This window comes from Klebsiella sp. BIGb0132 (assembly GCF_024810075.1).
Taxonomy (GTDB): Bacteria; Pseudomonadota; Gammaproteobacteria; order Enterobacterales; family Enterobacteriaceae; genus Klebsiella; species Klebsiella terrigena.
Genome location: NZ_JANUDW010000001.1, coordinates 1,018,708 through 1,045,601 on the forward strand (window position 1 = coordinate 1,018,708; position 26,894 = coordinate 1,045,601).

24 protein-coding genes and 2 pseudogenes are annotated in these 26,894 nt (G+C 57.9%); 14 read left to right on the top strand and 12 right to left on the bottom strand.

Annotated features, from left to right (window positions below; genetic code table 11):
• The first annotated feature begins 266 nt into the window (after positions 1-266).
• The 7 genes from M2416_RS04715 to M2416_RS04745 all read left to right on the top strand — a co-directional run bounded on the left by M2416_RS04715 (position 267) and on the right by M2416_RS04745 (position 7,910).
• The gene (locus tag M2416_RS04715; RefSeq protein WP_076944881.1) at positions 267-1,787 is read left to right on the top strand and encodes an FGGY family carbohydrate kinase; all 1,521 of its coding nucleotides are present in this window, start codon (positions 267-269) and stop codon (positions 1,785-1,787) included.
• A gap of 132 nt (positions 1,788-1,919) precedes the next feature.
• Complete coding sequence (locus M2416_RS04720; protein WP_045854405.1) at positions 1,920-2,855, top strand: D-ribose ABC transporter substrate-binding protein; 936 nt, start codon at positions 1,920-1,922, stop codon at positions 2,853-2,855.
• A gap of 43 nt (positions 2,856-2,898) precedes the next feature.
• Complete coding sequence (locus M2416_RS04725; RefSeq protein WP_076944880.1) at positions 2,899-3,519, top strand: DUF2291 family protein; 621 nt, start codon at positions 2,899-2,901, stop codon at positions 3,517-3,519.
• A 1-nt stretch (position 3,520) separates the two neighbouring features.
• Positions 3,521-5,065 carry a sugar ABC transporter ATP-binding protein gene (locus tag M2416_RS04730; RefSeq protein WP_076944879.1) on the top strand — a complete coding sequence of 515 codons (1,545 nt, stop codon included), beginning with the start codon at positions 3,521-3,523 and terminating at the stop codon, positions 5,063-5,065.
• Positions 5,066-5,082: 17 nt separating this feature from the next.
• Positions 5,083-6,150, top strand: coding sequence for an ABC transporter permease (locus M2416_RS04735; RefSeq protein ID WP_076944878.1), 1,068 nt, complete (start codon positions 5,083-5,085; stop codon positions 6,148-6,150).
• A 66-nt stretch (positions 6,151-6,216) separates the two neighbouring features.
• Positions 6,217-7,014, top strand: coding sequence for an SDR family oxidoreductase (locus M2416_RS04740; protein ID WP_041144511.1), 798 nt, complete (start codon positions 6,217-6,219; stop codon positions 7,012-7,014).
• 110 nt (positions 7,015-7,124) lie between these two features.
• On the top strand, positions 7,125-7,910 hold the full coding sequence (locus M2416_RS04745) for an SDR family oxidoreductase (protein WP_076944877.1): 786 nt from the start codon (positions 7,125-7,127) through the stop codon (positions 7,908-7,910).
• 68 nt (positions 7,911-7,978) lie between these two features.
• Here the strand turns inward: M2416_RS04745 and M2416_RS04750 are convergent.
• From M2416_RS04750 to M2416_RS04775, 7 genes and pseudogenes are all read right to left on the bottom strand, one after another.
• Positions 7,979-8,260 (bottom strand): annotated as a pseudogene (locus M2416_RS04750) (GNAT family N-acetyltransferase); the annotation flags it as partial.
• A gap of 63 nt (positions 8,261-8,323) precedes the next feature.
• Complete coding sequence (locus tag M2416_RS04755; RefSeq protein ID WP_259222405.1) at positions 8,324-10,516, bottom strand: peptidase domain-containing ABC transporter; 2,193 nt, start codon at positions 10,514-10,516, stop codon at positions 8,324-8,326.
• On the bottom strand, positions 10,516-11,769 hold the full coding sequence (locus tag M2416_RS04760; RefSeq protein ID WP_259222871.1) for an HlyD family secretion protein: 1,254 nt from the start codon (positions 11,767-11,769) through the stop codon (positions 10,516-10,518). The genes M2416_RS04755 and M2416_RS04760 overlap by 1 nt, the downstream gene beginning before the upstream one ends.
• A 101-nt stretch (positions 11,770-11,870) precedes the next feature.
• Complete coding sequence (locus M2416_RS26960) at positions 11,871-12,524, bottom strand: CPBP family intramembrane glutamic endopeptidase (RefSeq protein ID WP_374761782.1); 654 nt, start codon at positions 12,522-12,524, stop codon at positions 11,871-11,873.
• A 294-nt stretch (positions 12,525-12,818) separates the two neighbouring features.
• Positions 12,819-13,184: a hypothetical protein gene (locus M2416_RS04765; RefSeq protein WP_259222407.1), complete on the bottom strand. Its 366-nt coding sequence runs from the start codon at positions 13,182-13,184 to the stop codon at positions 12,819-12,821.
• 158 nt (positions 13,185-13,342) lie between these two features.
• Positions 13,343-13,827: pseudogene (locus tag M2416_RS04770) on the bottom strand (recombinase family protein).
• Positions 13,828-13,831: 4 nt separating this feature from the next.
• On the bottom strand, positions 13,832-14,545 hold the full coding sequence (locus tag M2416_RS04775) for a GNAT family N-acetyltransferase (RefSeq protein WP_259222409.1): 714 nt from the start codon (positions 14,543-14,545) through the stop codon (positions 13,832-13,834).
• A 210-nt stretch (positions 14,546-14,755) separates the two neighbouring features.
• Between M2416_RS04775 and M2416_RS04780 the strand changes: the two genes are divergently transcribed.
• The 5 genes from M2416_RS04780 (at position 14,756) to M2416_RS04800 (ending at position 19,819) form a co-directional block, all read left to right on the top strand.
• A complete protein-coding gene (locus tag M2416_RS04780) occupies positions 14,756-16,324 on the top strand; it encodes an ABC transporter substrate-binding protein (protein WP_259222411.1) in 1,569 nt (522 codons plus the stop codon).
• Between the two features lie 92 nt (positions 16,325-16,416).
• Positions 16,417-17,466 carry an ABC transporter permease gene (locus tag M2416_RS04785; protein WP_076944874.1) on the top strand — a complete coding sequence of 350 codons (1,050 nt, stop codon included), beginning with the start codon at positions 16,417-16,419 and terminating at the stop codon, positions 17,464-17,466.
• Positions 17,466-18,299 carry an ABC transporter permease gene (locus M2416_RS04790; protein ID WP_076944873.1) on the top strand — a complete coding sequence of 278 codons (834 nt, stop codon included), beginning with the start codon at positions 17,466-17,468 and terminating at the stop codon, positions 18,297-18,299. Before M2416_RS04785 ends, M2416_RS04790 begins: the two co-directional genes overlap by 1 nt.
• Complete coding sequence (locus tag M2416_RS04795) at positions 18,292-19,128, top strand: ABC transporter ATP-binding protein (protein ID WP_259222415.1); 837 nt, start codon at positions 18,292-18,294, stop codon at positions 19,126-19,128. The genes M2416_RS04790 and M2416_RS04795 overlap by 8 nt, the downstream gene beginning before the upstream one ends.
• Complete coding sequence (locus M2416_RS04800; RefSeq protein WP_259222417.1) at positions 19,115-19,819, top strand: ABC transporter ATP-binding protein; 705 nt, start codon at positions 19,115-19,117, stop codon at positions 19,817-19,819. The genes M2416_RS04795 and M2416_RS04800 overlap by 14 nt, the downstream gene beginning before the upstream one ends.
• 66 nt (positions 19,820-19,885) lie before the next feature.
• Here the strand turns inward: M2416_RS04800 and M2416_RS04805 are convergent, their stop codons facing one another.
• Positions 19,886-21,223, bottom strand: coding sequence for an aspartate aminotransferase family protein (locus tag M2416_RS04805; RefSeq protein WP_076944870.1), 1,338 nt, complete (start codon positions 21,221-21,223; stop codon positions 19,886-19,888).
• A 180-nt stretch (positions 21,224-21,403) separates the two neighbouring features.
• Between M2416_RS04805 and M2416_RS04810 the strand changes: the two genes are divergently transcribed.
• Positions 21,404-22,168, top strand: a complete 765-nt coding sequence (locus tag M2416_RS04810; RefSeq protein WP_259222420.1) for an SDR family NAD(P)-dependent oxidoreductase — start codon at positions 21,404-21,406, stop codon at positions 22,166-22,168.
• Positions 22,169-22,218: 50 nt separating this feature from the next.
• Here M2416_RS04810 and M2416_RS04815 read toward each other — a convergent pair whose 3' ends face one another.
• Genes M2416_RS04815 through M2416_RS04830 form a run of 4 tightly spaced genes read right to left on the bottom strand, consistent with a single transcriptional unit; the run spans position 22,219 to position 25,192 of the window.
• Entirely contained in the window at positions 22,219-22,980 is a 762-nt protein-coding gene (locus tag M2416_RS04815; RefSeq protein WP_041144501.1) for an amino acid ABC transporter ATP-binding protein, read from the bottom strand.
• Positions 22,973-23,638, bottom strand: a complete 666-nt coding sequence (locus M2416_RS04820; RefSeq protein WP_041144500.1) for an amino acid ABC transporter permease — start codon at positions 23,636-23,638, stop codon at positions 22,973-22,975. Before M2416_RS04820 ends, M2416_RS04815 begins: the two co-directional genes overlap by 8 nt.
• A gap of 13 nt (positions 23,639-23,651) precedes the next feature.
• A complete protein-coding gene (locus M2416_RS04825) occupies positions 23,652-24,293 on the bottom strand; it encodes an amino acid ABC transporter permease (protein WP_041144499.1) in 642 nt (213 codons plus the stop codon).
• Between the two features lie 47 nt (positions 24,294-24,340).
• The gene (locus tag M2416_RS04830) at positions 24,341-25,192 is read right to left on the bottom strand and encodes a transporter substrate-binding domain-containing protein (RefSeq protein WP_259222423.1); all 852 of its coding nucleotides are present in this window, start codon (positions 25,190-25,192) and stop codon (positions 24,341-24,343) included.
• A 232-nt stretch (positions 25,193-25,424) separates the two neighbouring features.
• Here M2416_RS04830 and pdxR point away from each other — a divergent pair, with 232 nt between their 5' ends.
• Positions 25,425-26,891 (top strand): MocR-like pyridoxine biosynthesis transcription factor PdxR, encoded by a 1,467-nt coding sequence (gene pdxR / locus M2416_RS04835; protein ID WP_041144497.1) that lies wholly within the window; start codon positions 25,425-25,427, stop codon positions 26,889-26,891.
• Positions 26,892-26,894: the final 3 nt, after the last annotated feature.

Below are 26,894 nucleotides of genomic sequence, written 5' to 3' on the forward strand. Positions count from 1 at the left end.
GAATATCGCCGCGCTTGCCTCCTCTGCCCTCCAGGCATTTATCCATTCAGATAAGTGTGATTGCCAGCACAATTGATAACTTTCCCTCTAGCCCCGGGGAAAGTTTCTGGCTAAGGTATTAAATAAATAATCACTATCGAATATATATTCAGTGATTGCAAAAGTGATAACGAAATGTCACATCATGGCCTGCTCAGTCGCAACGCGATAGCGAGGAATGTTCGCCCCTCAGCGCCAGGACGCAGTGTGACTCAGGAGACTATCTAATGCCGGCAACACAGCAAGAGTTCATTATTGCGCTCGACGAGGGGACGACCAACGCCAAAGCGGTCGTGCTCGACGGCCGCGGCAACGTTATTGTCAAGTTTTCACAGCCCCTGGCGATTCAAACCCCGCGCGATGGCTGGGTAGAGCAATCCGGCGAGACGCTGATCGAGGCCTCCCTCGCGGTGATTGCCAAAGCGGTTGAGCACGTTGGCGCGCATAACGTGGCCGCACTCGCCATCAGCAACCAGCGGGAAACCGCCATCGGCTGGTATCGCCACAGCGGAAAGCCGGTTAACGCCGCCATCACCTGGCAATGCACCCGCAGCGCCGCGTTTTGCGACGAGCTGCGCCATGCGGGCAAAGAGCAGCAGATTAAAACCACCACCGGACTGCCGATTGCGCCCCTGTTTTCCGCCTCCAAAATGCGCTGGCTGCTGGAGTCTATCCCCGAAGGTCGCCTTCTCGCCGAACGCGGCGAGATCTGCCTCGGCACCATCGATAGCTGGCTGCTGTGGAACTTAACCCACGGCGACGCCTTCTGCTGCGACTACTCCAACGCCGCGCGCACCCAGCTGCTCAATCTGCAGAGCGGGCAGTGGGATGACGACATGCTGGCACTGTTCCAGATCCCCCGCGCCGCGCTGGCGGAGATTAAGCCTTCCAGCGGGCTGTTTGGCTACACCCGCGGGCTCGCGGCGATACCTGACGGCATTCCGATCATGGCGATGGTCGGCGACTCCCACGCCGCGCTTTTTGGCCACGCGCTGGGGGAACTCGGGTGCGTGAAGGCCACCTACGGCACCGGTTCGTCGGTGATGGCGCCGGTTAAATCAGCCCAGTGCGACATTGACGCGCTGGCCACCACCATTGCCTGGCACGACGGCGAGCGCATCACCTACGGGCTGGAAGGGAATATTCCCCACACCGGCGATGCCGTGGCGTGGATGGCCGACAGCACCGGCCTGAGCGAGCTCTCCGCCGACGAGCTGGCTCACGAGCTGAACACCCTGCCCGCTTCGGTTTCGTCGACGATGGGGGTCTATTTTGTGCCGGCGCTGACCGGGCTTGGCGCGCCGTGGTGGGACGATAGCGCCCGCGGCGTGATTTGCGGGCTGAGCCGCGGCGTTAAGCGCGCGCACCTGATCCGCGCCGCGCTGGAATCCATCACCTACCAGATTGCCGATGTGGTTGTCGCCATGCGCCAGCATGATGATTTCAGCCTCTCAGCGCTGATGGTCGACGGCGGACCGACCAAAAACGACTGGCTCATGCAGTACCAGGCCGATCTGCTGGGCTGCCCGGTGATGCGCAGCGACGTGCCGGAGCTCTCGGCCATTGGCGCAGCCCTGCTTGCCCGCAAGGCGCTCAATCCCGATGAACCGGTCGATTTGGCGGCCTTTTTAACCGCACACGGTGAATTTAGCCCCGACATGGCCCGCCACCAGCGCCTGCAGGCAAGATGGCAGGAGTGGCGCCATGCGGTGGACAGAACATTATGGAAACCGGCTACGTCCGCCTGACGCCCACCAGGGAATCCGCGGGTGACGAACCTTAATCACTAACAGAAGGAGAATTCCGGCCCATACAACCGCCTTTCCGGCCTTACGTTGTTTCACCGTACCCGACAATAACAACACAGAGAGAACATTGTCATGAAATTACGTTTAACGCTTTTAACTGCTGCAACCCTGACCGCGTTTTCTTTTACTGCTCAGGCAGTAGAAAAAGGCACCATCATGATCATGGTTAACTCGCTGGATAACCCGTATTACGCTTCTGAAGCCAAAGGGGCCAGCGAGAAAGCAAAAGAACTCGGATATAAAACAACCATTCTGTCTCATGGCGAAGATGTAAAAAAACAGAACGAACTGATTGATACCGCCATCGGTAAAAAAGTTCAGGGCATTATTCTGGATAACGCCGACTCCACCGCCAGCGTCGCGGCGATTGAAAAAGCGAAAAAAGCGGGTATTCCGATTGTATTAATTAACCGGGAAATTCCTGTCGACGACGTGGCCCTTGAACAGATTACGCATAATAACTTCCAGGCCGGTTCGGAAGTGGCTAACGTTTTTGTCGAGAAAATGGCGGAAAAAGGCAAATACGCCGAACTGACCTGCAACCTTGCGGATAATAACTGCGTCACGCGCTCTAAATCATTCCACCAGGTCATTGACCAGTATCCGGATATGGTCAGCGTCGCCAAACAGGATGCCAAAGGTACGCTCATTGACGGCAAGCGCATTATGGACAGCATTCTGCAGGCCCATCCTGACGTCAAAGGCGTGATCTGCGGCAACGGACCGGTAGCCCTTGGCGCTATCGCCGCCCTGAAGGCGGCAAACCGGACTGACGTCGTGGTCGTCGGCATCGACGGCAGCAACGACGAGCGCGATGCGGTCAAGGCCGGCACGCTGCAGGCAACCGTGATGCTGCAGGCCCAGTCGATTGCGGCGCAGGGCGTTACCGACCTCGATAACTACCTGCAAAAAGGCGTCAAGCCCGCCAAGCAGCGCGTCATGTTCCGCGGCATTCTGATAACCAAAGATAACGCAGATAAAGTTCAGGACTTCAACATCAAATCCTGAGTTCGGGTTGTTGCGCCCCTTCGGGGGCGCGTAGGAGAGTGATATGTACAAAAAAACCTGGCTGGCACTGGCCGTTCTTGCTCTCGGGGGCTGTCGTATCGTCTCCCAGCAGGAGCTGGCCGATCTTAAATCCCCGCCCAATCCGCACATGGCAAATATCGATCAAACCTGGCAGAACAGCATCGTGCCGCAGGTTGTGGCGCAGGCCCGTCCGGTCAGCGAACTGATGGCCGCCCTGCGCGCCGCTAAAGATTTCGACAGCGCCTGTCAGGCTCTGGGCTACCGCTCTCAGGAGGAGAACCCGTGCATTTTTTACGTCACGGTAGCGGGTAAAATCGACAAGATCGACGCCACCTCCCGCAGCGGCAAAATGACGGTTGCAGATAGCGCCGCCGGCCCGGTAGTGGTGCAGATTGGCCCGACGCTTCGCGGCACCCAGCTGCGCGATGGCTATAAAGGCACCAGCTATCAGGACTTTAATGACCAGGTGCTGTTTGGTGAATACGGCCGGGCCATAAATGAACAGGCGCTGAAAATGATCCAGACCGCGCAGGTAAAAAGCGGCGAAACGATCCAGGTATATGGCGTCTTCTCCGCCTGGGATATTCCGCAAACGGTTCCCGATATTACGCCAGCCAAAATCGTACGCTCCGGAGGACAATAAGATGCCGTCGCAACCCATCGTCGCTCCCCAACCAGTCGAATCTGAAGTTATTATCGAAACGCGCGAGCTGTCCCGCGTTTATCCGGGGGTTATCGCCTTAGATAACGTTAATTATCGGGTATATCGAAATAAAGTAAACGTTCTGATCGGAGAAAATGGTGCGGGTAAATCCACCATGATGAAAATGCTTGCCGGTGTCGAAACGCCCTCCTCCGGACAGATTATTCTCGACGGTGCCGAAGTTTCATTAAACTCAACTCACCAGGCCGAACGTCAGGGGATCAGCATTATTTTCCAGGAGCTTAATTTATTCCCCAATATGAACGTCATGGATAATATTTTCATGGCGAACGAATTTTTCCAGAAAGGCCGAATTAACGAAAAATATCAGTACGAACTGGCGAAATCACTGCTGGAAAGGCTCGAGCTTGATGTCGACCCCTACACCCCGCTGGGCGAACTGGGGATCGGCCATCAGCAGCTGGTGGAAATCGCCCGCGCGCTGTCAAAGGATACCCGGGTGCTGATTATGGATGAGCCCACTTCGGCGCTCAGCCAGTCGGAAGTTAAGGTCCTGTTTAACGTGATTGAGCAGCTAAAACGACGCGGCGTCACCATTATTTATATCTCCCATCGCCTGGAAGAGCTGATGGAGATTGGCGATCACATCACTATTTTCCGCGACGGCCGCTTTATCAGCGAACGCACCGTCAGCGACGCCAGCATTCCCTGGATCATTGAGCAGATGGTTGGGGATAAGAAAAAGCACTTCGACTATCAGCCGGCGCCGCAGGGCGAAGCGGTGCTTGCCGTCGAGGGCCTGACCGCGCTGCATCACAGCGGCGGCTACAAGCTTAACGACGTGACCTTCACCCTCAATAAAGGCGAAGTCATCGGCATCTATGGCCTGCTGGGCGCCGGGCGCACCGAGCTGTTTAAGGGGCTGATCGGCCTGATGACCTGCCAGACCGGCAGCGTCCATCTCAACGGCGAGAATATCGGCAAAGCCCACTTTCAAACCCGTTTAAAAAAGGGGCTGGCGCTGGTGCCGGAAGACCGCCAGGGCGAAGGCGTGGTGCAGATGATGTCCATTCAATCCAACATGACGCTCTCTGACTTTAGCCTGCAGGGCTTTCGCCGGGCGTGGAAGTGGCTGAATCCGCATAAAGAGAGCGCCAGCGTGAAGGAGATGATCCGCCAGCTCGCCATCAAGGTCAGCGACCCCGAGCTGCCCATTACCTCCCTGAGCGGCGGCAACCAGCAGAAGGTCGTGCTGGGTAAAGCGCTGATGACGCAGCCGCAGGTGGTGTTCCTCGATGAACCCACCCGCGGGATTGACGTCGGCGCCAAAACGGACGTCTATCACCTGATCGGCAAAATGGCGCATCAGGGGCTGGCCGTCATGTTCTCCTCCTCGGAGCTGGATGAGGTTATGGCCCTGGCCGACCGCATTCTGGTGATGGCCGATGGCCGTATTACCGCCGATTTGCCGCGCCATGCGGTTACCCGCGAAAAGCTTATCGCGGCTTCAACACCCCAAGATTAATCAGGCTGGAATCCATCATGAACCAGAAATATATGATTTATATGTACCTGCTGAAGGCCAGAACGTTTATCGCTCTGCTGCTGGTAATTGCATTCTTCAGCGTGATGGTACCGAATTTCCTGACCACCTCGAACCTGCTGATTATGACCCAGCACGTGGCGATTACCGGCCTGCTGGCCATTGGGATGACGCTGGTGATCCTCACCGGTGGTATCGACCTCTCGGTCGGGGCCGTCGCCGGGATCTGCGGCATGGTCGCCGGCGCCCTGTTGACCAACGGCCTGCCGCTGTGGAACGGCAGCGTTATCTTCTTTAACGTGCCAGAAGTGATCCTCTGCGTGGCCATTTTTGGCATCCTGGTCGGCTTTATTAACGGCGCCGTGATCACCCGCTTTGGCGTGGCGCCTTTTATCTGCACGCTCGGCATGATGTACGTCGCCCGCGGCTCCGCGCTGCTGTTTAACGACGGCAGCACCTACCCTAACCTCAACGGTATTGAGGCCCTGGGGAATACCGGCTTCTCGATCCTCGGCTCCGGCACCGTGCTCGGGATTTACCTGCCCATCTGGCTGATGATCGCCTTCCTCGTGCTCGGCTACTGGCTGACGACCAAAACGCCGCTCGGTCGCTACATCTACGCGATCGGCGGCAACGAATCCGCCGCCCGTCTCGCCGGGGTGCCTATCGTGAAGGCGAAGATCTTCGTCTACGCCTTCTCCGGCCTCTGCGCCGCGTTCGTTGGGCTGATCGTCGCCTCCCAGCTGCAAACCGCCCACCCGATGACCGGCAACATGTTTGAAATGGACGCCATCGGCGCCACCGTGCTCGGCGGCACGGCGCTGGCAGGCGGCCGGGGTCGGGTCACCGGCTCGATTATTGGTGCCTTCGTTATCGTGTTCCTCGCCGACGGCATGGTCATGATGGGGGTCAGCGATTTCTGGCAGATGGTCATTAAAGGCGTGGTGATTGTAACCGCCGTCGTCGTTGACCAGTTCCAGCAAAAGCTGCAGAACAAAGTCATCCTGATGCGTCGTCACGAAGAGAAGCAGGCCGCCGCGCTGCCCGGCGGCGCCGCCTCCAGCTAATACGCCGACGGACAACACTCATTGCGCCGGGCGTCGCCCGCCCGGCCTCGCTAAAGGGAAACTAATATGAACAGAAATTTTCACAACAAAACGATTGTTATTACCGGAGCCTGCCGCGGTATTGGCGCGGGGATCGCTGAGCGCTTTGCGCGCGATGGCGCCAGGCTGGTGATGGTCTCTAACGCCGCTCGCGTCCATGAAACCGCGGAAACCCTGCGCCAGCGCTACCAGGCGGAGATTCTCTCCCTCGAGGTCGACGTCACCGACGAGGCCCAGGTTCAGTCTCTGTATGAGCAGGCCGCCGCGCGCTTTGGCACCATTGACGTCTCCATTCAAAATGCCGGGGTGATCACTATCGACTACTTCGACCGCATGCCAAAGGCCGATTTTGAGAAGGTGCTGGCGGTCAACACCACCGGCGTCTGGCTATGCTGCCGCGAAGCGGCGAAGTACATGGTCAAGCAAAACCACGGCAGCCTGATTAATACCTCTTCGGGCCAGGGCCGCCAGGGCTTTATCTACACCCCGCACTACGCCGCCAGCAAGATGGGCGTGATCGGGATTACCCAAAGCCTCGCCCACGAGCTGGCGCCGTGGAATATCACCGTTAACGCCTTCTGCCCCGGGATTATCGAGAGCGAAATGTGGGACTACAACGACCGCGTGTGGGGGGAGGTCCTCAGCAGCGATAGCAAGCGCTACGCCAAAGGCGAGCTGATGGCGGAGTGGGTTGAAGGTATTCCAATGAAACGCGCCGGGAAACCGGAAGATGTCGCCGGGCTGGTGGCGTTTCTCGCCTCCGACGACGCGCGCTACCTCACCGGACAAACGATTAACATCGACGGCGGCCTGATTATGTCCTGATCCCCGCAGGGGATAGTCGGGCAGCGCCGCTAAGCGATGGTTTACAACGGATAGCCCGGATCGCGCGCACCGCGCCGGGCCACGGAATATTCATTAACAGAGTAATTACTATGATCGCTAAAGATTTTGCTCAACAGCTGTTTAATCTGCAGGGTCGCGTCGCCTTCGTCACCGGCGCGGGCAGCGGGATCGGCCAGACCATTGCCTACGGACTGGCCAGCGCCGGCGCGCGGGTCGTGTGCTTCGATCTGCGGGAAGACGGCGGCCTCACCGAGACCGTGAATAACATCGAAGCCATCGGCGGCCAGGCCTGCCTCTACACCGGGGACGTGCGCCAGCTCGGCGATCTCCGCGCCGCCGTCGCGCTGGCGAAAAGCCGCTTCGGCCGCCTGGATATCGCCGTGAACGCCGCCGGCATCGCCAACGCCAACCCGGCGCTGGAGATGGAAGCCGAGCAGTGGCAGCGTGTGATTGATATCAACCTCACCGGGGTGTGGAACTCCTGTAAAGCCGAGGCGGAGCTGATGCTGGAATCCGGCGGCGGCTCGATCATTAATATCGCCTCCATGTCCGGCATTATCGTTAACCGCGGCCTTGAGCAGGCGCACTACAACAGCGCCAAAGCGGGCGTCATCCATCTGTCAAAAAGCCTGGCGATGGAGTGGGTCGGCAAGGGGATCCGCGTGAACTCCATCAGCCCCGGCTATACCGCCACGCCGATGAACACCCGCCCGGAAATGGTCCATCAGACCCGCGAATTCGAAAGCCAGACGCCGATTCAGCGGATGGCGAGAGTCGAGGAGATGGCGGGCCCGGCGCTGTTCCTCGCCAGCGACGCCGCGTCATTCTGCACCGGCGTCGACCTGGTGGTTGACGGTGGATTTATCTGCTGGTAAGCCGCGCCGCCTCTTCGACAGCGTCAGCCCTTTGACGCGGCCCGCTACGCGCCTCCCCCTCCGGTTATTCAGGCGGGGGAGAGCGCTTCCCTGAACTCATCCAGCCGCTTTATCTGCCGCCCATGAGCATCGAAGTTGTCTGCCGCCAGCCACGCCCGCAGTTCGGCGTCACGCTGCGGCCATTCGCCGTCGATAATCGACAGCATGTCGCTGTCGCGGCTGCGCGCCTTGCGCACCAGCTTCTGGCGCAGGCGCCCCTCCCAGGTAAAGCCCAGCCGCTCGGCGGCCCGGCGGGAGGCGATATTCATCGAGTCGCACTTCCACTCCAGGCGCCGATAGCCGGCGGCGAACGCGTACCTGGGGTCAGTTTAGATATCGAAAAGCATTGTACGTTAAGGCCGGTTTTTGACCTGTCATTCATCTGCAAGACTACAAACCAGATCGCCATCATCGACTTCACACTGGTGCTTCAACTCCGTAAAATATCCGTCTGCCAGATACAGTACCCGGTCTGCAGAGGCAATGGTTTCTGGGCGATGAGCAATCATCAGGACAGGTAGCCCCAGCTGGCGTAGTGTCTGACTTATCTGGATTTCACTCTCAACATCAAGATGGCTCGTAGCTTCATCCAGTAACAAAAATGCTGGTTTCTTGTACAGCGCCCTTGCCAGCAGAATACGCTGCTTTTGCCCTCCGGAAAGACCTCCACCGGTTTCACCAATTAATGTTTGATATCCCATCGGCATTGCTATGATATCGCTGTCGATGAGCGCCAGGCGGGCGCACTGGATCATTCGTTCATGATTGCGGTCTTCACTGAAAAAAATGATATTATCTACAATAGATCCCCTGAAAAGGTGGTCCTCCTGCAGTACGGTACCAATGCGCCTACGTACCCGGAAATAATCCGGATGAGTATGTGATATGCCACATGTCCTGATCGTCCCTTCATCAGGGATATGGATACCCAGAATAAGCTTTACCAGCGTCGACTTACCGCATCCGGATTTACCAGTAATAGCCATTACTTCACCAGGATGCAGCGTCAGCGATACTCCACGGAGTATCGCCTTATTATTACCTTTATGGCTGAAAATTATATGCGCGAGTGATAATGGGAGGGCTGTATCTTCAGCTGCACTATCCAGGAATACAGCGGGGATGCTTGAAGGGTGGCTATCTTCCTGAACGGGTTGTTGCTGATAACCCTCTGCCGGAGTGAGTACAATGTCTGCCAGACGCTCATTATAGACATCGAGCATACGCCAGGTAAAAAACTTATCAGTCAGGCTGCTGATGCTCGAAGAAAAACGCATCTGGTACGACAAATAAGCGACCAGCATACCGACGGTAAAAGTGCCATTCAGCACTTCACCGGCACCTTTCCACAGAATAACTGCCGATACCACGCTACCTGTCAGGGTGTGCACAATGTCATAGCACATCAACAGTCGACTCTGGCGTAACTGTGTATTTCTGCGGGCGACGTTGAGATTTAACCACGCCACTTCACGCTGAGCTGTCACACCGTTAATTCTCAGGCTCAGGATCCCATTGAGGGTTTCAAGAAAATGTCCTGACTCCCTGGCTCCGGCATCCCAGGCATCCTCCGCCGACTGCCTCAGGGATGGATACCACAGCGCTCTCAGCACGCCGTAGACGACGGCTGCCAATACCGCTATCAGTGTCATTTCAGGGTTGTATAACAACATCATGCAGAGCGCGGTCACCACGAGAAGCACATCCAGAATACCTTCCAGAACCTGCGTGGTCAGCGCCTGCTGGATGGTATCTACCGCATCAAAACGGGCATTAATACTCCCCTTACTGCGCGCATCAAACCAGGCCAGAGGGAGACGGACCAGATGGTGGAATACTTGGGCCGTCCACTGCATATTAAAATTGACCGACAGGGTGATACTGGCCCACTGACGGGCCAGCGACAGCAGCATCTGAGTCAGTGACAATAGCAACAGTGCAATGATAATGACGGTCAACAGGCTCCGATCGGCAGCCACCAGAACTTCATCGATCACCAGCTGATTGAGAAGAGGACTTCCCAGCGCCAGGATCTCCAGTGCGAGTGCAAAAATGGTGATGCGCGACATTGCCGCCAGCAAGCCGGATGTCGTACCTATCAGTTGGCGCAGGCGAATTTTCTTTCTTTCATCCCTGACCGTAAAATCGCTAGCTGGCATCAACTCAAGCGCAACGCCAGTGAAGTACTTTCCTGCGTCCAGCAGAGAGAGTGTCATCTTTCCCTTGTCCGGATCATGAATGACCAGCCTGCTCCTGCGAACTTTATGGAGCACAACGAAATGATTCATGTTCCAGTGGAGAATACAAGGGAGAGACAGGGACTTCAGGTTTTCTGGCTCTAACCTGACGGCACGGGAGGACAACTGGATACCGGCTGCACACTCAATCAGCCTCTGCAGAGTCATCCCCTGAGTACTGATACTGAAGCGTTCACGAAGTGTGGTCAGGTCCGTCTGCAGGCCATGCCAGCAGGCCATCATTGCCAGACACGCCAAGCCGCATTCAGCTGACTCGGTCTGGCGGATGAGAGGAAGCCGTTTTCTCCCTGTCCATTTTATTGTTTCCATTACAGTTTTCCTTTCAAACTCCAGAGCGGTTCTGTCAGCCACTCCCATAAATGACGAGTATCAAGGCTGACATCCCCCTCCAGGGTCATACCGGGGCGCAGGGGTTCTCTTTTACCATAAGCCAGGATAAAGGTATTCTCAGGTTCGACGATAACCCGGTAATGTCCTTCATTTTCTTTCCAGGTCACAGGAGATACGGAGAGTAAATCCGACGGGGTCAACGTTGTGCGGCTGATTTCACGGATAGTCCCGTACTGAACACCAAACTTCTGATAAGGGAAGGCGGCAAAACGCAGTGCCACACGCTGACCAGGCTGAATAAAACCCGCGTTCTGACTTGTGGCATAGAGCTCAATTTGCAGACATGCATTATCGGGCACCACTGTCATAACCGACTCAGATGCTCTGACAGACTGTCCTTGCCTGACCAACACCGCAGCAACGGTACCAGATACCGGCGCCGTCAGCGTGAAGTTCTGCTGCCCAGCAAGTTCCTCCTGCTGTTGCCCGATCCCCTGCAGCTGTCTGTCAAGTTCAGCTCTCCGGCTTTCTCCCTGAACGATGAGGTGATTGAGATCATCTTCAGCGGCTTTTATTCTGCTGTGCAACTGCAGAAGTCCCTGTCGCTGATCCTCGACGTTTTGTTGGGCCGTGGAGACGTCGATTTGCTTCTGCTGGTATTCAATATCCGAGACGTAGTGCGTGCCGACCAGTTTTTTATAGCGCCCCATGACAGTGGTGGTCAGCCCGACCTGCCGTTCCGCCAGCAGCAAGCGTTGTTCTGCACTTTTGACCTGTGGCTGTAGGGAGGCAATTCGCTGACTTACCGCTTCCTGTAGCTGCTGGTTGTCGCGTGACTCCAGCGTCTGCTGAGAGGCCAGCATGGCATATTGTGTTTTCAGGGAGATACTCATAGCCGCTAGTGTGCCATTTCCCTGCCCGTTAAAATGTTCGCCGCTGATATGGTAGAGCGGTTCACCAGCAATAACATGCTGACCTTCTGAAGCAGTCAGCCGGGTGATATAGCCAGCATATTGTGGTGTGATTTTTACAAGCCCGGTGGAAGGCATAACAATACCGGTCAGATGGGCCTTACGGGTATAGCTGCTATAGTAAAGAAACAGAGTAATGCACAGGAGCAGTGCGAGGGTAGTTACAGCACTGAACGACATACCTAAAGATGAAGGAATAATAATCTCTCCGTGGGAGGAGTTATTCTGATGTTCTACTGCTTCCTTCCTGAACATATCTATTATCCCTACATACCAAATGACCATAGAATGATGCCGTCACCTCAACAAATTAACCGAGAAGACTACGACAATGCCCGTCCCTCATTTTAATAGCAACAGACTCAAAAGAAACCCTGCATATTTATAAGAATGAAGAATGAGTTCATCCCAGAGTGTAAAAAAATAGAGGTAATTATATTATTTGTTTTTAATTTTGCGTTTATCAAAATCAATGAAATCAAGAACATAATAAGAAATGAAATTACCCCACTATATTGAGTGTGCATAAGGCTAAATACAACCGAAGTTATAATGGCGGGGAGATATAAGTTTCCCCTGAACCCTGAAAGCAATGCATCAAAGAGACATCCTCTATAGAACACCTCTTCATAAAATGGAATCATTATAGCTAACATGAAGAGGGATAAAGCATTATCTGAGGTTATTTTTATTGATCCAATGTCATGTTTCTGCAATATGTATGAAAAGAATTGAATGCTGAGTAATACAGCTAAGCTTATAAAGAACATGTCTATTCTGTTTTTTATGGAGCCAATGCTTTTCATGTAAAATATTAAATATGTAACAAAACCAACAATAAATTCCAGGACAACCATTACCTTAAACGACAGATTCATATCCAACAGTTTTGGATAAACCAATGTTGGAGTAAAGGTAATGAACACAGATAACAAAAAAACAAAACCTAAAGTGAGTATGTTTTTTCCAAGGAAGTTGCAACGTGATATATTTTTTAACTTTATATTTATTGACATTTTTTGTCGTACAGAATATAGAAAATGAGAGCGTCACTGGAATTTAAAATCGGGAAAGTACAACCAGCGCATGTTATGGTTATTTTTTAAACACATATATTAATATACGATTTATTAATAGCATAAGAGATATAGGAACTATTATCTTTATTAGTAATATGGATATATCATGAGGCGCAGAAAACCAAGTGTAGTTAAATATGGAGGAACCACTTAGTATGGAAGCTCCGAATAGCATGCCTAAAATAATAGAAATCATTCGGATTACAATCATACATCCTCCTTAATGAAAAATTAGCGATTGCAAGTTCCGGCTGCGTTATTTCCTGAACAGTTATTTGAACCCGCATTGCTACCATTGCTGCTGCTGTTACTGCTACCCGGATTACATTGCCCGATATATGCCCCATTAGCAGCACCAACAACAGCCCCCGGGAAACCGCCAAGCACAGCACCACCGGCAGCGCCGATTAGCATATTATCAACACAATTGCTTGAACTACCATAGATATAATTAGGCACATTTGAATTACGAGCCGGATTATTACGGGAAGCATTGTTTTTGGCATCTCTTTTGTCCTGTGCAACTTCAGAACCATGCCCTTCGCCACCACTAACCATCGCTATCTCATTAAGGCTTAACTCTCTTATTCCTGACATAAAATCCCTCTTTTATTGTTTTAGCAAAATGTGCCACCTGACTATTACACGCACAAAATGTGTGTGAATAGAAAATATTTGTAATAAAATGTAACAGTCAAAGGATATCTATTGAGCACAGGCCTTTCTGAGTTGATTTATTATTTTAAATCAGTTAGTTATTTTTTATGAAATAACTGGATTCGGCAAATCTGAAAAGTACTGTAGCCTGTGGCGCATGTAGTTTCGCGTATACCAAGTTTTTTGACCAGCCGGTCGTACATGACTTTCTGCTGCCGTTTCTGATCCGCCTGTTTCCCGGTATTTACTCAACGTATGAGAACGCTCAACTCCCTATTTTTGGCGCTAGCGGTGGCTCAGCCAGTCCTTATGTGGCATTGCGGCCATCAGGTCAATGAGCATATTATTGATGGCGGTTATTACTGCGAGGGTGATCGGGTCGGCCTGTGAAGGGTCTTGATCTAGCAGAGCCTACCATGGTATTGGCACATCAGGACTGACAATCTGCAGTTCGTGTTGTTCGATCTGCCTGCTTTTTCAGTGTCATCCAGTCGCTGTTGCTGAAGCGGATCAAACGGTCTATCTGCTCGACCAGAAAAATATCATTACGCTGACTGACCATTAGTAAGCGCCCCAGCTCCATTTATTCAGGCGGGGGAGAGCGCTTCCCTGAACTCATCCAGCCGCTTTATCTGCCGCCCATGAGCATCGAAGTTGCCCGCCGCCAGCCACGCCCGCAGTTCGGCTTCGCGCTGCGGCCATTCGCCGTCGATAATCGACAGCATGTCGCTGTCGCGGCTGCGCGCCTTGCGCACCAGCTTCTGGCGCAGGCGCCCCTCCCAGGTAAAGCCCAGCCGCTCGGCGGCCCGGCGGGAGGCGATATTCATCGAGTCGCACTTCCACTCCAGGCGCCGATAGCCGGCGGCGAACGCGTACGTCAGCAGCAGCCAGACCGCCTCGGTGCCCAGCGGGGTATTTTTCATCTTCCGCGACCAGGTGACGTGGCCGATCTCTACCGAGCCCATCGCTTGCTCAATGGCCATAAAGCTCACCAGCCCCACCGCCTGGCCGGAGCCGAGATCGATAACCGCAAAGGGAACCAGCGCGTCGTCGCCGACTTTGCCTGCCACCCAGTGCGCGGTGGCCTCCACGGTTTCGGGGCGCGTGCTGGCAAGCCAGGTCCAGTCGCTACCGTCGCCCAGGGCGTAGGCGGCAAACAAATCGCCGGCGTGTCGCCGGGTATCCAGCGGCTCAAGCCGGCAATAGCGTCCCGTTAACGCGCTGCGCTTTAGCACGCTGGCGCCCTGCCAGCCAACGACCACATCGTTCACCTGCTGGCCATACTGATTGATTTCCGGCATTTTCACGTTCCGTTAAATTGTGATCAAATTGTTATATCAAGAAGCGCGGCGCGCAGAAAGCCGGCGGCGTAACTTTTCACTCATCGCCCGATGATATTGATTATGCTTTTTAAGCATAAGCTTATCCGCATTTTGACTTTACGCCTTTGGTGAAGGGGCCTAATTTAGCGGCACATCAATAATCAAAACATCATTTTTCAGGGATTGCTCATGACTAAAAAACTGCTGTCATTACTGGTGCTGACCGCGCTATCCGCCGCCGTCCATGCCGCCACGCCGCCAACCACCCTGGTGGTTGCCCAGGGCCTCGACGACATCGTCAGCCTCGACCCGGCGGAAGCCAACGAACTCTCCAGCATTCAAACGGTACCGAGCCTCTACCAGCGTCTGGTGCAGCCGGACCGCGACAATCCTGAAAAAATCACCCCCGTTCTGGCCGAAAGTTGGCAGGCGGACCCGGCGGCGAAAACGCTGACCGTGAAGCTCAAGCCCGAGGCGAAGTTCGCCTCCGGCAACCCGGTACGCCCGGAAGATATTATCTTCTCCTACACCCGCGCGGTGACCCTGAATAAATCCCCGGCCTTTATCCTCAACGTCCTCGGCTGGCAGCCGGACAATATTGCCGGCCAGCTGAAGAAGGTGGATGACCACACGCTGGTGCTGCACTGGACCGCCGAGGTGAGCCCGGCGGTGGCGCTGAATATTCTCTCCACGCCTATCGCCTCTATCGTCGATGAAAAGCTGGTGGCGCCGAATGCCAAAGATAACGATTTCGGCAACGGCTGGCTGAAGATGCACTCGGCGGGCAGCGGAGCCTTCAAAATGCGCGTTTACCAGCCGCATCAGGCCATCGTGCTGGAGGCCAACGACAGCTCACCCACCGGCGCGCCGAAGCTGAAAAGCATCATCATCAAAAACGTTCCAGACCCGGCCTCCCGCCGCCTGCTGATCCAGCAGGGTGACGCCGACGTGGCGCGCGATCTGGGTGCCGATCAGATTGCCGCCCTGCAGGGCAAGCCCGGCGTGAAGGTGCTGAGCATTCCGTCGGCGGAACAGAACTACCTGGCGTTTAACACCGGCAACGACGCCAACCCGCTGCTGAAAAACCCGGCGCTGTGGGAAGCCGCGCGCTGGCTGGTGGATTACGACGGCATCACGAAGGACCTGCTCAAGGGCCAGTATTTTGTCCACCAGAGCTTCCTGCCGGTGGGTCTGCCGGGGGCGCTGGACAACAATCCGTTTAAATTCGACCCGGCGAAGGCCAAAGCGATCCTCGCCAAAGCCGGAATTAAAGACGCCCACTTCACCCTCGATGTCGAAAACAAGCCGCCGTTTATCACCATCGCCCAGTCCATGCAGGCCAGCTTCGCCCAGGGCGGCGTGAAGATCGATCTGCTGCCGGCGGCCGGCAGCCAGGTGTACGCCCGCGTGCGGGCGAAGCAGCATCAGGCGGCGATTCGCCTGTGGATCCCCGACTACTTCGACGCCCACTCCAACGCCAGCGCCTTTGCTTACAACGACGGGAAGTCGAGCACCGTGGCCGGTCTTAACGGCTGGCAAATCCCGGAGCTGAATAAAGCCACCCTCGCGGCGGTGGCCGAGCCGGATGCCGCCAAACGCCTCGGACTCTATAAACAGATGCAGGAAGAGCTGCAGCGCAGCTCGCCGTACGTGTTTGTCGATCAGGGGAAAACGCAGATTGTGGTTCGCGACAACGTCAAGGGCTACCAGCAGGGCCTGAACGCCGATATGGTCTGGTACGATCGGGTCAGCAAATAGCGACGCGTTAGCCACCCGGACGCGGATTTACGCCGCGCTCCGGGAATGTTCTCCGCAACGTTCACACGGCACCCTTTACCTACGGAATAACCATGTCTGCTGTTTCACCCACCGGAGCGGAGCGGCGCGCAAAACGCCCTCTGCTCGCGCTATTTCAGGGGCTGCTGACCCTGGCGCTGACCCTGCTCGGCCTGCTGCTGGTGACCTTCGCCCTCTCGGCGCTGTCGCCGGTTGACCGGGTTTTGCAAATCGTCGGCGACCACGCCAGCCAGTCCACCTACGATCAGGTACGCCATCAGCTCGGCCTTGACCGGCCGCTGCCGGTCCAGTTCTGGCACTATCTGACCCGGCTCGCGCACGGCGATCTTGGCATCGCCAGCGCCACCGGCCAGCCGGTGCTTCACGACCTGCTCTCCACCTTCCCGGCAACGCTCGAGCTGGCGACGCTGGCGCTGATTATTGGCGCCCTGCTTGGCGTGACTGCCGGCGTGCTCTGCGCCCGCTACGTCGGCTCGCCCTGGGACCTGGCGGTACGCACCTTTACCCTGCTCGGCAACTCGGTGCCGATTTTTTGGCTCGGCCTGCTGATGCTGGCGCTGTTCTACGCCAGGCTGCAGTGGACACCTGGCCCCGGGCGGCTGGACGATATTTATCAGTACAGCGTCGAGCCGCGCACCGGGTTTGCGCTGATTGACACCTGGCTGTCGGGTGATAGAGAGGCGTTTAAAAATGCCGTCGGCCACCTGCTGCTGCCGGTGCTGCTGCTGGCCTACTACTCGCTGGCGAGCATCACCCGCCTGACGCGATCCGCCTGCCTGAGCGAGATGAACAAAGAGTACGTCCTGCTGGCGCGCGCCAAAGGGGCCGGCGAAATGACGATCCTCTTTCGCCACGTGCTGCCCAATATTCGCGGCACCCTGCTGACGGTCATTGCGCTGGCCTGGACCGCCATGCTGGAAGGCGCGGTGCTCACCGAAACCGTCTTCTCGTGGCCGGGAATCGGCCGCTATCTCACCACCGCGCTGTTTGCCGGCGACACCACGGCGATCATGGGCGGTACGCTGCTGATTGGTGCCAGCTTCGTCCTGATTAATAACCTTACCGACCTGCTGGTACGGTTAACCGACCCGAGGGTGCGCTGATGCCGACCTGGTTGTTTTTACGCCGCCTGCGCCGCTCCCCCGCCGCCTTCTGCGGGCTGGTGATTATTCTGCTGCTGGTGCTGATGGCGCTGTTCGCGCCGTGGCTGGCGCCGCTGGACCCCAACTGGCAGGATGCCGCCGCCCGCCTGCAGGGGCCGAGCGCCCAACACTGGCTCGGCACCGACAGCTACGGCCGCGACCTGCTTTCGCGCCTGATTTACGGCACCCGGCCGGCGCTGGGGCTGGTGGCGCTGGTCACCCTGATAACCCTTCCCGCCGGACTGCTGGTGGGTATTCTCTCCGGCTACTACGGCGGCTGGCTGGAGCGCGGGCTGATGCGCTTTACCGACGTGGTGATGTCGATGCCGCGGCTGATTCTGGCCTTTGCCTTTGTCGCCATGCTCGGCCCTGGGCTGGTCAACGGCGCGCTGGCGCTGGCGCTCACCGCCTGGCCGGCCTACGCCCGCCAGGCGCGCAGCGAAATTCAGCGCCTGCGCCACAGCGACTACCTGGCGGCGGCGGAGATGATGGGCATTGGCGGCCGGCGGCTGCTGATGGGCCATATTCTCCCGCTGTGCCTGCCTTCGGCCATCGTGCGCCTGGCGCTGGATCTGGCGGGCATCATCCTCGCCGCCGCCGGACTGGGCTTTCTCGGCCTCGGCGCCCGCCCGCCAATGGCGGAATGGGGGGCGATGATCGCCGATGGGATGCAGGTGATTTTCGACCAGTGGTGGATTGCCGCCGCGCCCGGCGCGGCGATCCTGATTGCCAGCCTGGCGTTTAACCTGCTGGGCGACGGCCTGCGCGACGTACTGGAGCCACAACATGACTGATATCCGACTCAACGTCCAGGGGCTCTCCATTGACTACCCCAGCGCCAGGGTAGTGAACGATTTAAGCTTTACGCTCGGCAACGAACGCCTGGCGCTGGTGGGCGAATCGGGCTCCGGGAAATCGATGACCGCCCGCGCCCTGATGGGGCTGGTGCGCAGGCCGGGTGTGGTCAGCGCCGGTGCGCTCAACGTACTCGGCCACGACGCGCTAACCCTCAGCAGCCGCGGCTGGCGCGCCCTGCGCGGCAACGATATGGCGATGGTGCTGCAGGACCCGCGCTATGCGCTAAACCCGGTGCTCAGCATCCAGGCGCAGCTGGAGGAGGCGCTTACGCTCCACCAGCGCCTGAACCGCCGCCAGCGGCTGGAGGCGGTGAAAGCCGCCGTGGCCGCCGTGGGCCTCGATTTACCGGTGCTGGCCCGCTATCCGGGGGAGCTCTCCGGCGGCATGGGCCAGCGGGTGATGATCGCCCTGGCGCTGCTTAATAACCCAAAGGTGCTGATTGCCGATGAGCCCACCTCGGCGCTCGACGCCCGCCTGCGCAACCAGATCCTCGAGCTGCTGGTCGAACAGTGCGAGCAGCGCCAGATGGCGATGCTGCTGATCAGCCACGACCTGCCGCTGGTCGCCGAGCACTGCCATCGGGTGCTGGTGATGTATCAGGGGGCGCAGGTCGACGGGATGGCGGCGCGCGACCTGCCTGCGGCCACCCACCCCTATACCCGCACGCTGTGGACCTGCCGTCCCGACGCGCAGACCTACGGCCGGATGCTGCCGACCCTCGACAGAAATCAATCTTTTACGGAGGCGACGCATGACGGTCGTTAATCTCGCGGCGTTACGGGTCATTTTCGGCGCTAAAACGGCGGTTTCCGCCGCCAGCTTCAGCGTTGACGCCGGGGAAACCTTCAGCCTGATCGGCGCTTCCGGCTGCGGAAAATCCACCATTCTGCGGGTGCTGGGCGGGCTGCAGCGCGACTGGAGCGGCGAGGTGGCGCTGTTCGGCAAGGCCATTACGCCGGGCGTTCGCTTCCAGGGCCCGCTGCGGCGCAACGTGCAGATGGTGTTTCAGGACCCCTACGCCTCGCTGCATCCAAACCATACCCTGTGGCGCACCCTCGCGGAGCCGCTGGAGATTCACGGCATCAGCGATATTGCGCAGCGGGTGACGACCGCCCTGGAGCAGGTTGGGCTGCCCGCCGACGCCGCGCGTCGCTATCCGCACCAGCTTTCCGGCGGCCAGCGCCAGCGCGTGGCGATTGCCCGCGCGCTGCTGCTGCGCCCGCAGATTCTGCTGCTGGATGAGCCGACGTCGGCACTGGATATGTCGGTACAGGCGGAGATCCTCAACCTGCTGAACCGGCTGAAGCGGGAGCACGGTATGACCTACCTGCTGGTGAGCCACGACGCCGACGTGGTGGCGCATATGTCGGACCGGGCGGCGTTTATGGCTGAAGGGGCGATCCAGCGCTTCTTCGACCGCGAAGCGCTGGTTAACGGCGAGCATCGGATGGGCTGAGGTTCGCGAACCGCAGGCCGCTCCCGGCGTAAACGCCCTGGTCGGGAAGCGGTCGCGGCGTCTGTTCTACTCCGCCAGAGCGGCAAACCGGGCGAATACCGCGTCAAAAATAGCCAGCCCTTTGGCGACCTGCTCGGCGCTGATGGTGCACGGCGGCACCACGTGGATGCGGTTTTCCACCACGAAGGCCAGCAGGCCGGCCTCGGTTAATGCCCCCTTGATCGCCGCCATATCGGAGGCCGCCAGCGGCATTTTACGCGCGCGGCTGCTGACCAGCTCCAGCGCCTGGAACAGCCCGCGCCCGCGCACCTCGCCGATGATAGCGTGCTTCTGCGCCAGCGCCTCCAGCCCCTGGCGCAGTACGCCGTTGCCAATCGTCGCCGCATTTTCGACGATCTTTTCCTCTTTCATCGCGTCGATAGTGGCCACGATGGCCGCCATCGCCAGCGGATGGCCGGAGTAGGTCAGGCCGCCGGCAAAGAAGTGGTCGTCAAAGTGGCGGGCAATCGGCTCGCTGATCAGCACCCCACCCGCCGGTACGTAGCCGGCATTAACCCCTTTGGCGAAGGTCACCAGATCCGGCACAATCCCATCCTGCTCAAAGGCAAACCAGCTGCCGGTGCGGCCAAAACCGGACATCACTTCATCGAGGATCAGCACGATGCCAAACTCGTCGGCCAGCGCCCGCACGCCCTGCATATAGCCATCAGGCGGTACGAGGATCCCGGCGGTGCCCGGAATAGACTCCAGCAGGATCGCGGCAATCGCGCCGGGACCTTCGCACTCGATCATTCTGCGCAGGTGCGCCAGCGCGCGCTGGCACTCCTCCTCTTCGCTGGTGGCATTGAATTCGCTGCGGTAGAGGTACGGGTTGAAGAAGTGAACGTGGCCGCGCGAATACTCGTTCGGCACCCGGCGCCAGTCGCCGGTGGCGGCAATGGCGCTGCCGGTATTGCCATGATAGGAGCGGTAGGCGGAGAGCACTTTATCGCGCCCGGTATACAGCCGCGCCATGCGGATCGCGTTTTCGTTGGCGTCCGCGCCGGCGTTGGTGAAGAACACCTTGCTAAAGCCTTCCGGCGCCAGCTCGACGATACGCTTTGCCGCTTCGCCGCGCGCGAGGTTGGCGGTAGCCGGTGCGATGGTCACCAGCTCCTCCAGCTGCGCCTTCATCGCCGCCAGCACCCGAGGATGCTGATAGCCGATATTGACGTTGACCAGCTGGCTGCTGAAATCAAGGTACGTTTTCCCTTCGTAATCCCACAGCTCGCAGCCTTTGGCTCCGGCAATCACCAGCGGGTTTAAATTGCCCTGCATCGACCATGAGTGAAATACATAAGCGCGATCCAGTTGGCGTACGTCATCGTTGCTTACCGATACATCGTCTTGTAGTGCCAGCTTCATACCCTGCCCCTCTGATGGCGTTGTTGTTGTCACTATCATTGGGCGCATTGGCGAAAAAGGGATAGAGCCAGTGCGCGGCAGGCGATGTGACACGGTGTCACATCGCCGCATGACGACTGGCCCTGTGCGCGCCCGCCGCGGGTTTTTATAGTGGGAGGACCAGGCACACAGGAGAATGAAATGACGACCAACAACGTGGTATTTATTACCGGGGCAACCTCGGGTTTTGGCGAAGCGGCGGCGCAGGTTTTTGCCGAGGCCGGCTGGTCGCTGGTGCTTAGCGGCCGCCGTCTGGCGCGGCTGGAGAAGCTGAAGGATGCGCTGAGCCAGCAGGTGCCGGTGCATATTATCGAGCTCGACGTGCGCGACAGCGACGCGGTGGCGGCGGCGGTGGCCGCGCTGCCGGCGGATTTCGCCGATATTAAAACCTTAATCAACAACGCCGGGCTGGCGCTGGCGCCGCAGCCGGCGCAAAAGGTTGACCTGCAGGACTGGAAGACGATGATCGATACCAACGTCACCGGGCTGGTCAACGTCACCCACGCGCTGCTGCCGACGCTGATTAAGCACGGCGCCGGGGCCTCGATTATCAACATCGGCTCGATCGCCGGCCAGTGGCCCTATCCGGGCAGCCACGTCTACGGCGCAAGCAAGGCGTTCGTGAAGCAGTTCAGCTACAACCTCCGCTGCGACCTGCTGGGGACCGGCGTGCGGGTCACCGACCTCGCGCCGGGGATCGCCGAGACCGAATTCACTCTGGTACGCACCAAAGGCGACCAGGCGGCATCCGATAACCTCTATCGCGGCACCACGCCGCTGAGCGCGCAGGATATTGCCGGGCAGATGTTCTATATCGCCACCCTGCCAGATCATATGAATATCAACCGCGTGGAGGTGATGCCGGTACGTCAGGCCTGGCAGCCGTTCGCCATCGATCGCGATTAACGCAGCGTATTGAGAAAGTCCGGTCGGCCAGCCGACCGGGCTTTTTAGCGCTAGCGGCTGCTCTGCAAAAACTGCCGCACCCGCTCGGAGTCCGGGTTAGTGAAGAACTTCTCCGGCGGCGCTTTCTCGATCAGCAGCCCCTTCTCCAGAAACACCACCTCGTCGGAGACCTGGCGGGCAAAGTCCATCTCGTGGGTCACCACCACCATGGTGTAGCCCTCGGCCGCCAGCGCTTTCATCACTCCCAGCACTTCGTTGACCAGCTCAGGATCCAGCGCCGAAGTGGGTTCATCGAACAGGATCACCTCCGGAGACATGGCCAGCGAGCGGGCAATCGCCACCCGCTGCTTCTGCCCGCCGGAGAGAGTGATCGGCCAGGCGTCGGCCTTGTGCGCCATGCCAACCTTCTCCAGCTGGCGCAGGGCTATCTCGTTGGCTTCGCCGCGCTTCATGCCCTTCACGTGCAGCAGGGCTTCGCTGACGTTCTGCTGCACGGTCAGGTGCGGCCACAGGTTAAAGCTCTGGAAGACCATGCCCACCCGCTCTCGCACCTTCGACAGCTGGCGGTGGGACATCGCCCGGCCGCTGTGTTCATCGACCCCGAGGCGCAGGCCGCCGATATGGATCTCGCCGCGATCCGGCTGCTCCAGCCAGTTCATGCAGCGCAGCAGCGTCGATTTTCCGGAGCCCGACGACCCCAGAATGCTGACCACCGAGCCTTTTTCAACCGTCAGGTTGATGTCGCGGAGCACTTCAATATTATCGAACTGTTTGGAGACGTTTTTAATGCTGACAGCGGTTGAATCAGGCATGGCTCATTCCTCTTTTCGCTCCCCAGGCGCTCAGCCGCTTAATCAGCAGCTCCAGCAGAATGCCGATCGCCCAGTAGAGCGCAATGGCGACGATAAACGCGTTGAACGGAATAAAATAGGTCGCCTGGACGCTGTTGGCGGCGGCGGTAATTTCCTGGACGGTGATAATGCTCAGAAAGGCGGTATCTTTCAGGCAAATAATCAGCTGGTTGCCCATCAGCGGCAGCGCCGACGAGACGATATTGGGCAGAATAATGCGGGTAAATATTTTGTAGCGCGAAAAGCCCTGGGCCACCGCCGCCTCAATATAGCCGCTGGAGAAGACCCGCCGCTGGCTGCGCAGTATTTCAAAGAAATAGGCGCCGTGATAAATAATCAGCGCCACCAGCCCCGCCGTCCAGGCCTCGAGGCTAATACCGATTTCCGGCAGTCCGTAATAAAGCAGATAGGCGAGAATTAAAAACGGAATGGCCCGCATCAGGCTGACGAAGCCAATAATGAGCCGGTTAAGGAACTTCTTCTGATATTCGCTGAGATAGCACAGCGCAATCCCGATAAATAAACCGGCCAGCGCCGCGATGATAAAGAGTTCAAGGGTGGCAAGCAAACCGGCAATAAAGCTCTCGCGCACCGACCAGATAACGGCCCACTGATTCATAGGATCTCCTGTTTTAGCGCGCCAGGCGTTTAGCTTTGCGTTCCGCCATACTCTGCAGCTTCAGCAGCAGCCCGATAATGACCACATACAGCAGCCCCGCGGCGAGGATCGGCGAGAGGGGTTCGTAGGTCACCGAGGAGATGCGGTTAGTGACGCGGGTCAGGTCCACCACCCCAATCACCGCAATCGCCGGGCTGCCTTTAATCAAAAAGGACATTTCGTTCACCAGCGCCGGCAGGCTCTCGATCCACATCTGCGGCAGCATAATGTAGCGGAAGTAGGTCCAGCGCCGCATGCCGACGGATTCGGCGGCCTCGCGCTGGTCGCGGGGGAAAGTGCGAAACGCGTTGCGCCAGATCTCGGCGTTAAAGGCCGAGGTATTCAGCGTCAGCGCCACGATTGCCGACAGGTTCTTATCGAGGTTAATCCCCATCGTCGGTAGCGAAAGGAACAGAAACAGCACCAGCGTCACCAGCGGCGTGGCGCGGGCGAGGCTGATATAGACGACCAGCAGCTGATCGACAAGCGGAATTCTCATCATCCGAACCAGGGCGATCAGCAGGCCAATCACCACCCCGAGGGCGATGGCGATGGCCGAAATCCAGAGGGTCGTCCACGCGCCTTCAATCAATAACTGCCAGGAAATTGCATCCATGTGGCCCTCCTTCGCATCAACAGGCGGCGGTTGCCCGCCGCGACGTGTTACAGACCCGCCAGCTTATGGAACTGCTCAGGACTGGTTATCGCCTCCGTCGGGAGGTTATCGTAGGTCTCGCCAAACCATTTTTTCTGCAGCTCAGCCAGACGCCCCGTTTCACGCATATGGTTGATAAATTTGGTCATATAGGCCAAAAGCTGCGGTGAGTTTTTCGGAATAGGCCACGCCATATAGCCCGGACCGGACACCGCCAGCCCTTTGGCAAAGACTTTGGGCTTCGACTTCGCCAGATCGTTTACCGAAATCACCACGTTAATCACGTAATCAAGGCGCTTGTTGGCAAGATCGGCATAGGCTTCCGGATAAGAGGGATACTCCACCACCGGCCCAAGCTTGCCGCCGGTTTTCTCCAGCATCGCTTTCAGCTCCGGCAGTCGCGCCAGCAGCGCGCTACCGGCCTGCAGGCCGACCTTTTTGCCGCTGAGGGCGGCGATGGTGTCGAGGGAGTTGTCCCCGGCGCGTTTCACGAAGTAGTGCTGGGCCGACGCCCACGGCGGAGTGAAGTCAAACACCTTCAGCCGGTCGTCGGTAATCACCGCGCCGGTGAGGGCCATATCGTACTGGCCGGTTGAGACCGCCGCCAGCAGGCCGGTCCACGGCAGGATGCTCTGGTCAACGTTGAATTTCGCGTACTTGCGTAACTCATCGAGCATATCTTTGTTAAAACCATCCGCCTGGCCGTTATTCATAAAGTTAAAAGGCGCGTAGTCATCCTCGGTCGCAACCTTCAGGGTGCCCGATTTTTCTATTGCCGGAAGATCGGCGGCGGCGGCATGCCAGGAAAAGGCCATTGCCATCACGGCACCCAGACAAACTGAACCCAATGATTTTTTCATCAATCTACCCCTTATTAATTCGCCAGACTGGTTCACTCCGGAACACGGAAAGGTTGTGCAAAATATGTGCCGACGGACGTTCCGGTCCACGACTGATAGACGGTTTCTTACTGTAGGGAGCGTTTTCAATTTCCCCATAGAGCCAGATTCGCCGCGCAGATGTGTCAGTCATTTTCAGGGTGGTATGGAGTTTGCAGCATGACCGATACCGTTTTTGCGTAAGGAGCTGAGCATGATCCGTCACCTTTTACACGTCGATTTCGACCCGCATCGCGGGCTGCAGGAACAGGTGCGAGAGACGCTGATTAACGCCATTCTGAGCGGCTTCTTCGCCGCCGATACCCCGCTCCCCTCCTGCCGTCAGCTGGCCAGCCAGCTGCGGGTCTCGCGCAATACCACGGCGCTGGTTTTTGAAAGTCTGGTCAACGAAGGCTATCTCATCAGCCGGCCGCGCAGCGGGTTCTATCTGCACCCGGATTATGTGCAGCCCGCCGCCGGCGCCGCCGTGCAAAGTGCACCGCAGGACGAGGCCGCTGCACCACGCTGGAGCGCCCGGCTGCAGATGACGCCCAGCCAGCAGGAGTCGATTCTCAAACCCGCCGGCTGGATGAACTACCGCTATCCGTTTATCTACGGCCAGCCGGATACCCGCCAGTTCCCGCTGGCCACCTGGCGCTCGGCGGCCAACTGGCTGCACGGCGGCGTGCGCGATCCGGCGTGGGTGGTCGATCACGTTGACCAGGACGTGCCGATGCTGATTGAGCAAATCCGCACCCGGGTGCTGCCGAAGCGCGGGATTGTGGCCGCCGCGGATGAAATTCTGATAACCCTCGGTTCACAGAACGCGCTCTACCTGCTCACCCGCCTGCTGATGTCCTCCGCCACCCGGGTCGGCGTGGAGAACCCCTGCTTTCGCGAGGCGATCAATACCTTCCTGCTGGCGGATGCCGACATCGTGCCGCATCCGGTGGATGACGAAGGGATTGTGCTCAACGAGGCCCCCTGCGATTACTACTACGTGACGCCCGGCCACCAGGTCCCCACCGGCGTGGCGATGAGTAAAGCCCGGCGCAGCCAGCTGCTGGAATACGCCGCGCGCCACGATGCGGTGATCGTGGAGGATGATTACGATTCGGAGAGTAACTTTATGCTCAACCCGCTGCCGGCGCTGAAGGCCAGCGATCGCAGCGGGCGGGTGGTGTACGTCAGCAGCCTGTCCAAAGCGCTGTCGCCGGGGCTGCGCCTGGGTTTTATGGTGGCCGACCCGGATCTTATCGACGAGGCGCGGGCGCTACGGCGCCTGATCTATCGCCATCCGCCCACCAATATTCAGTATCAGATGGCGCACTTCCTCGCTCAGGGGCACTATGAAACGCACCTGCGGCGCTACCATTACGACTCGGCTCAGCGCTGGGATCGGCTCAATAGCGCCCTGCAGAACCATCTCCCGGAGTGCCGGATCATCCCCGGCAGCGAGTACGCCAACGCCTTTTGGCTGGCGACGCCGGAACACATCAATACCCAGCAGCTCACCTGGCGCGCCGCCCATGCGGGAGTGCTGATTGAGCCCGGCGCGCGCCATTTTCTCAGCGACGCGCCGCCGGATAACTTCTTTCGTATGGGGTTTCACGCCATCAACCCCGACGCCATCGAGCAGGGAGTTGAGGTACTGTGCGGTCAGCTGGAGCAGATGGGGTAGCCC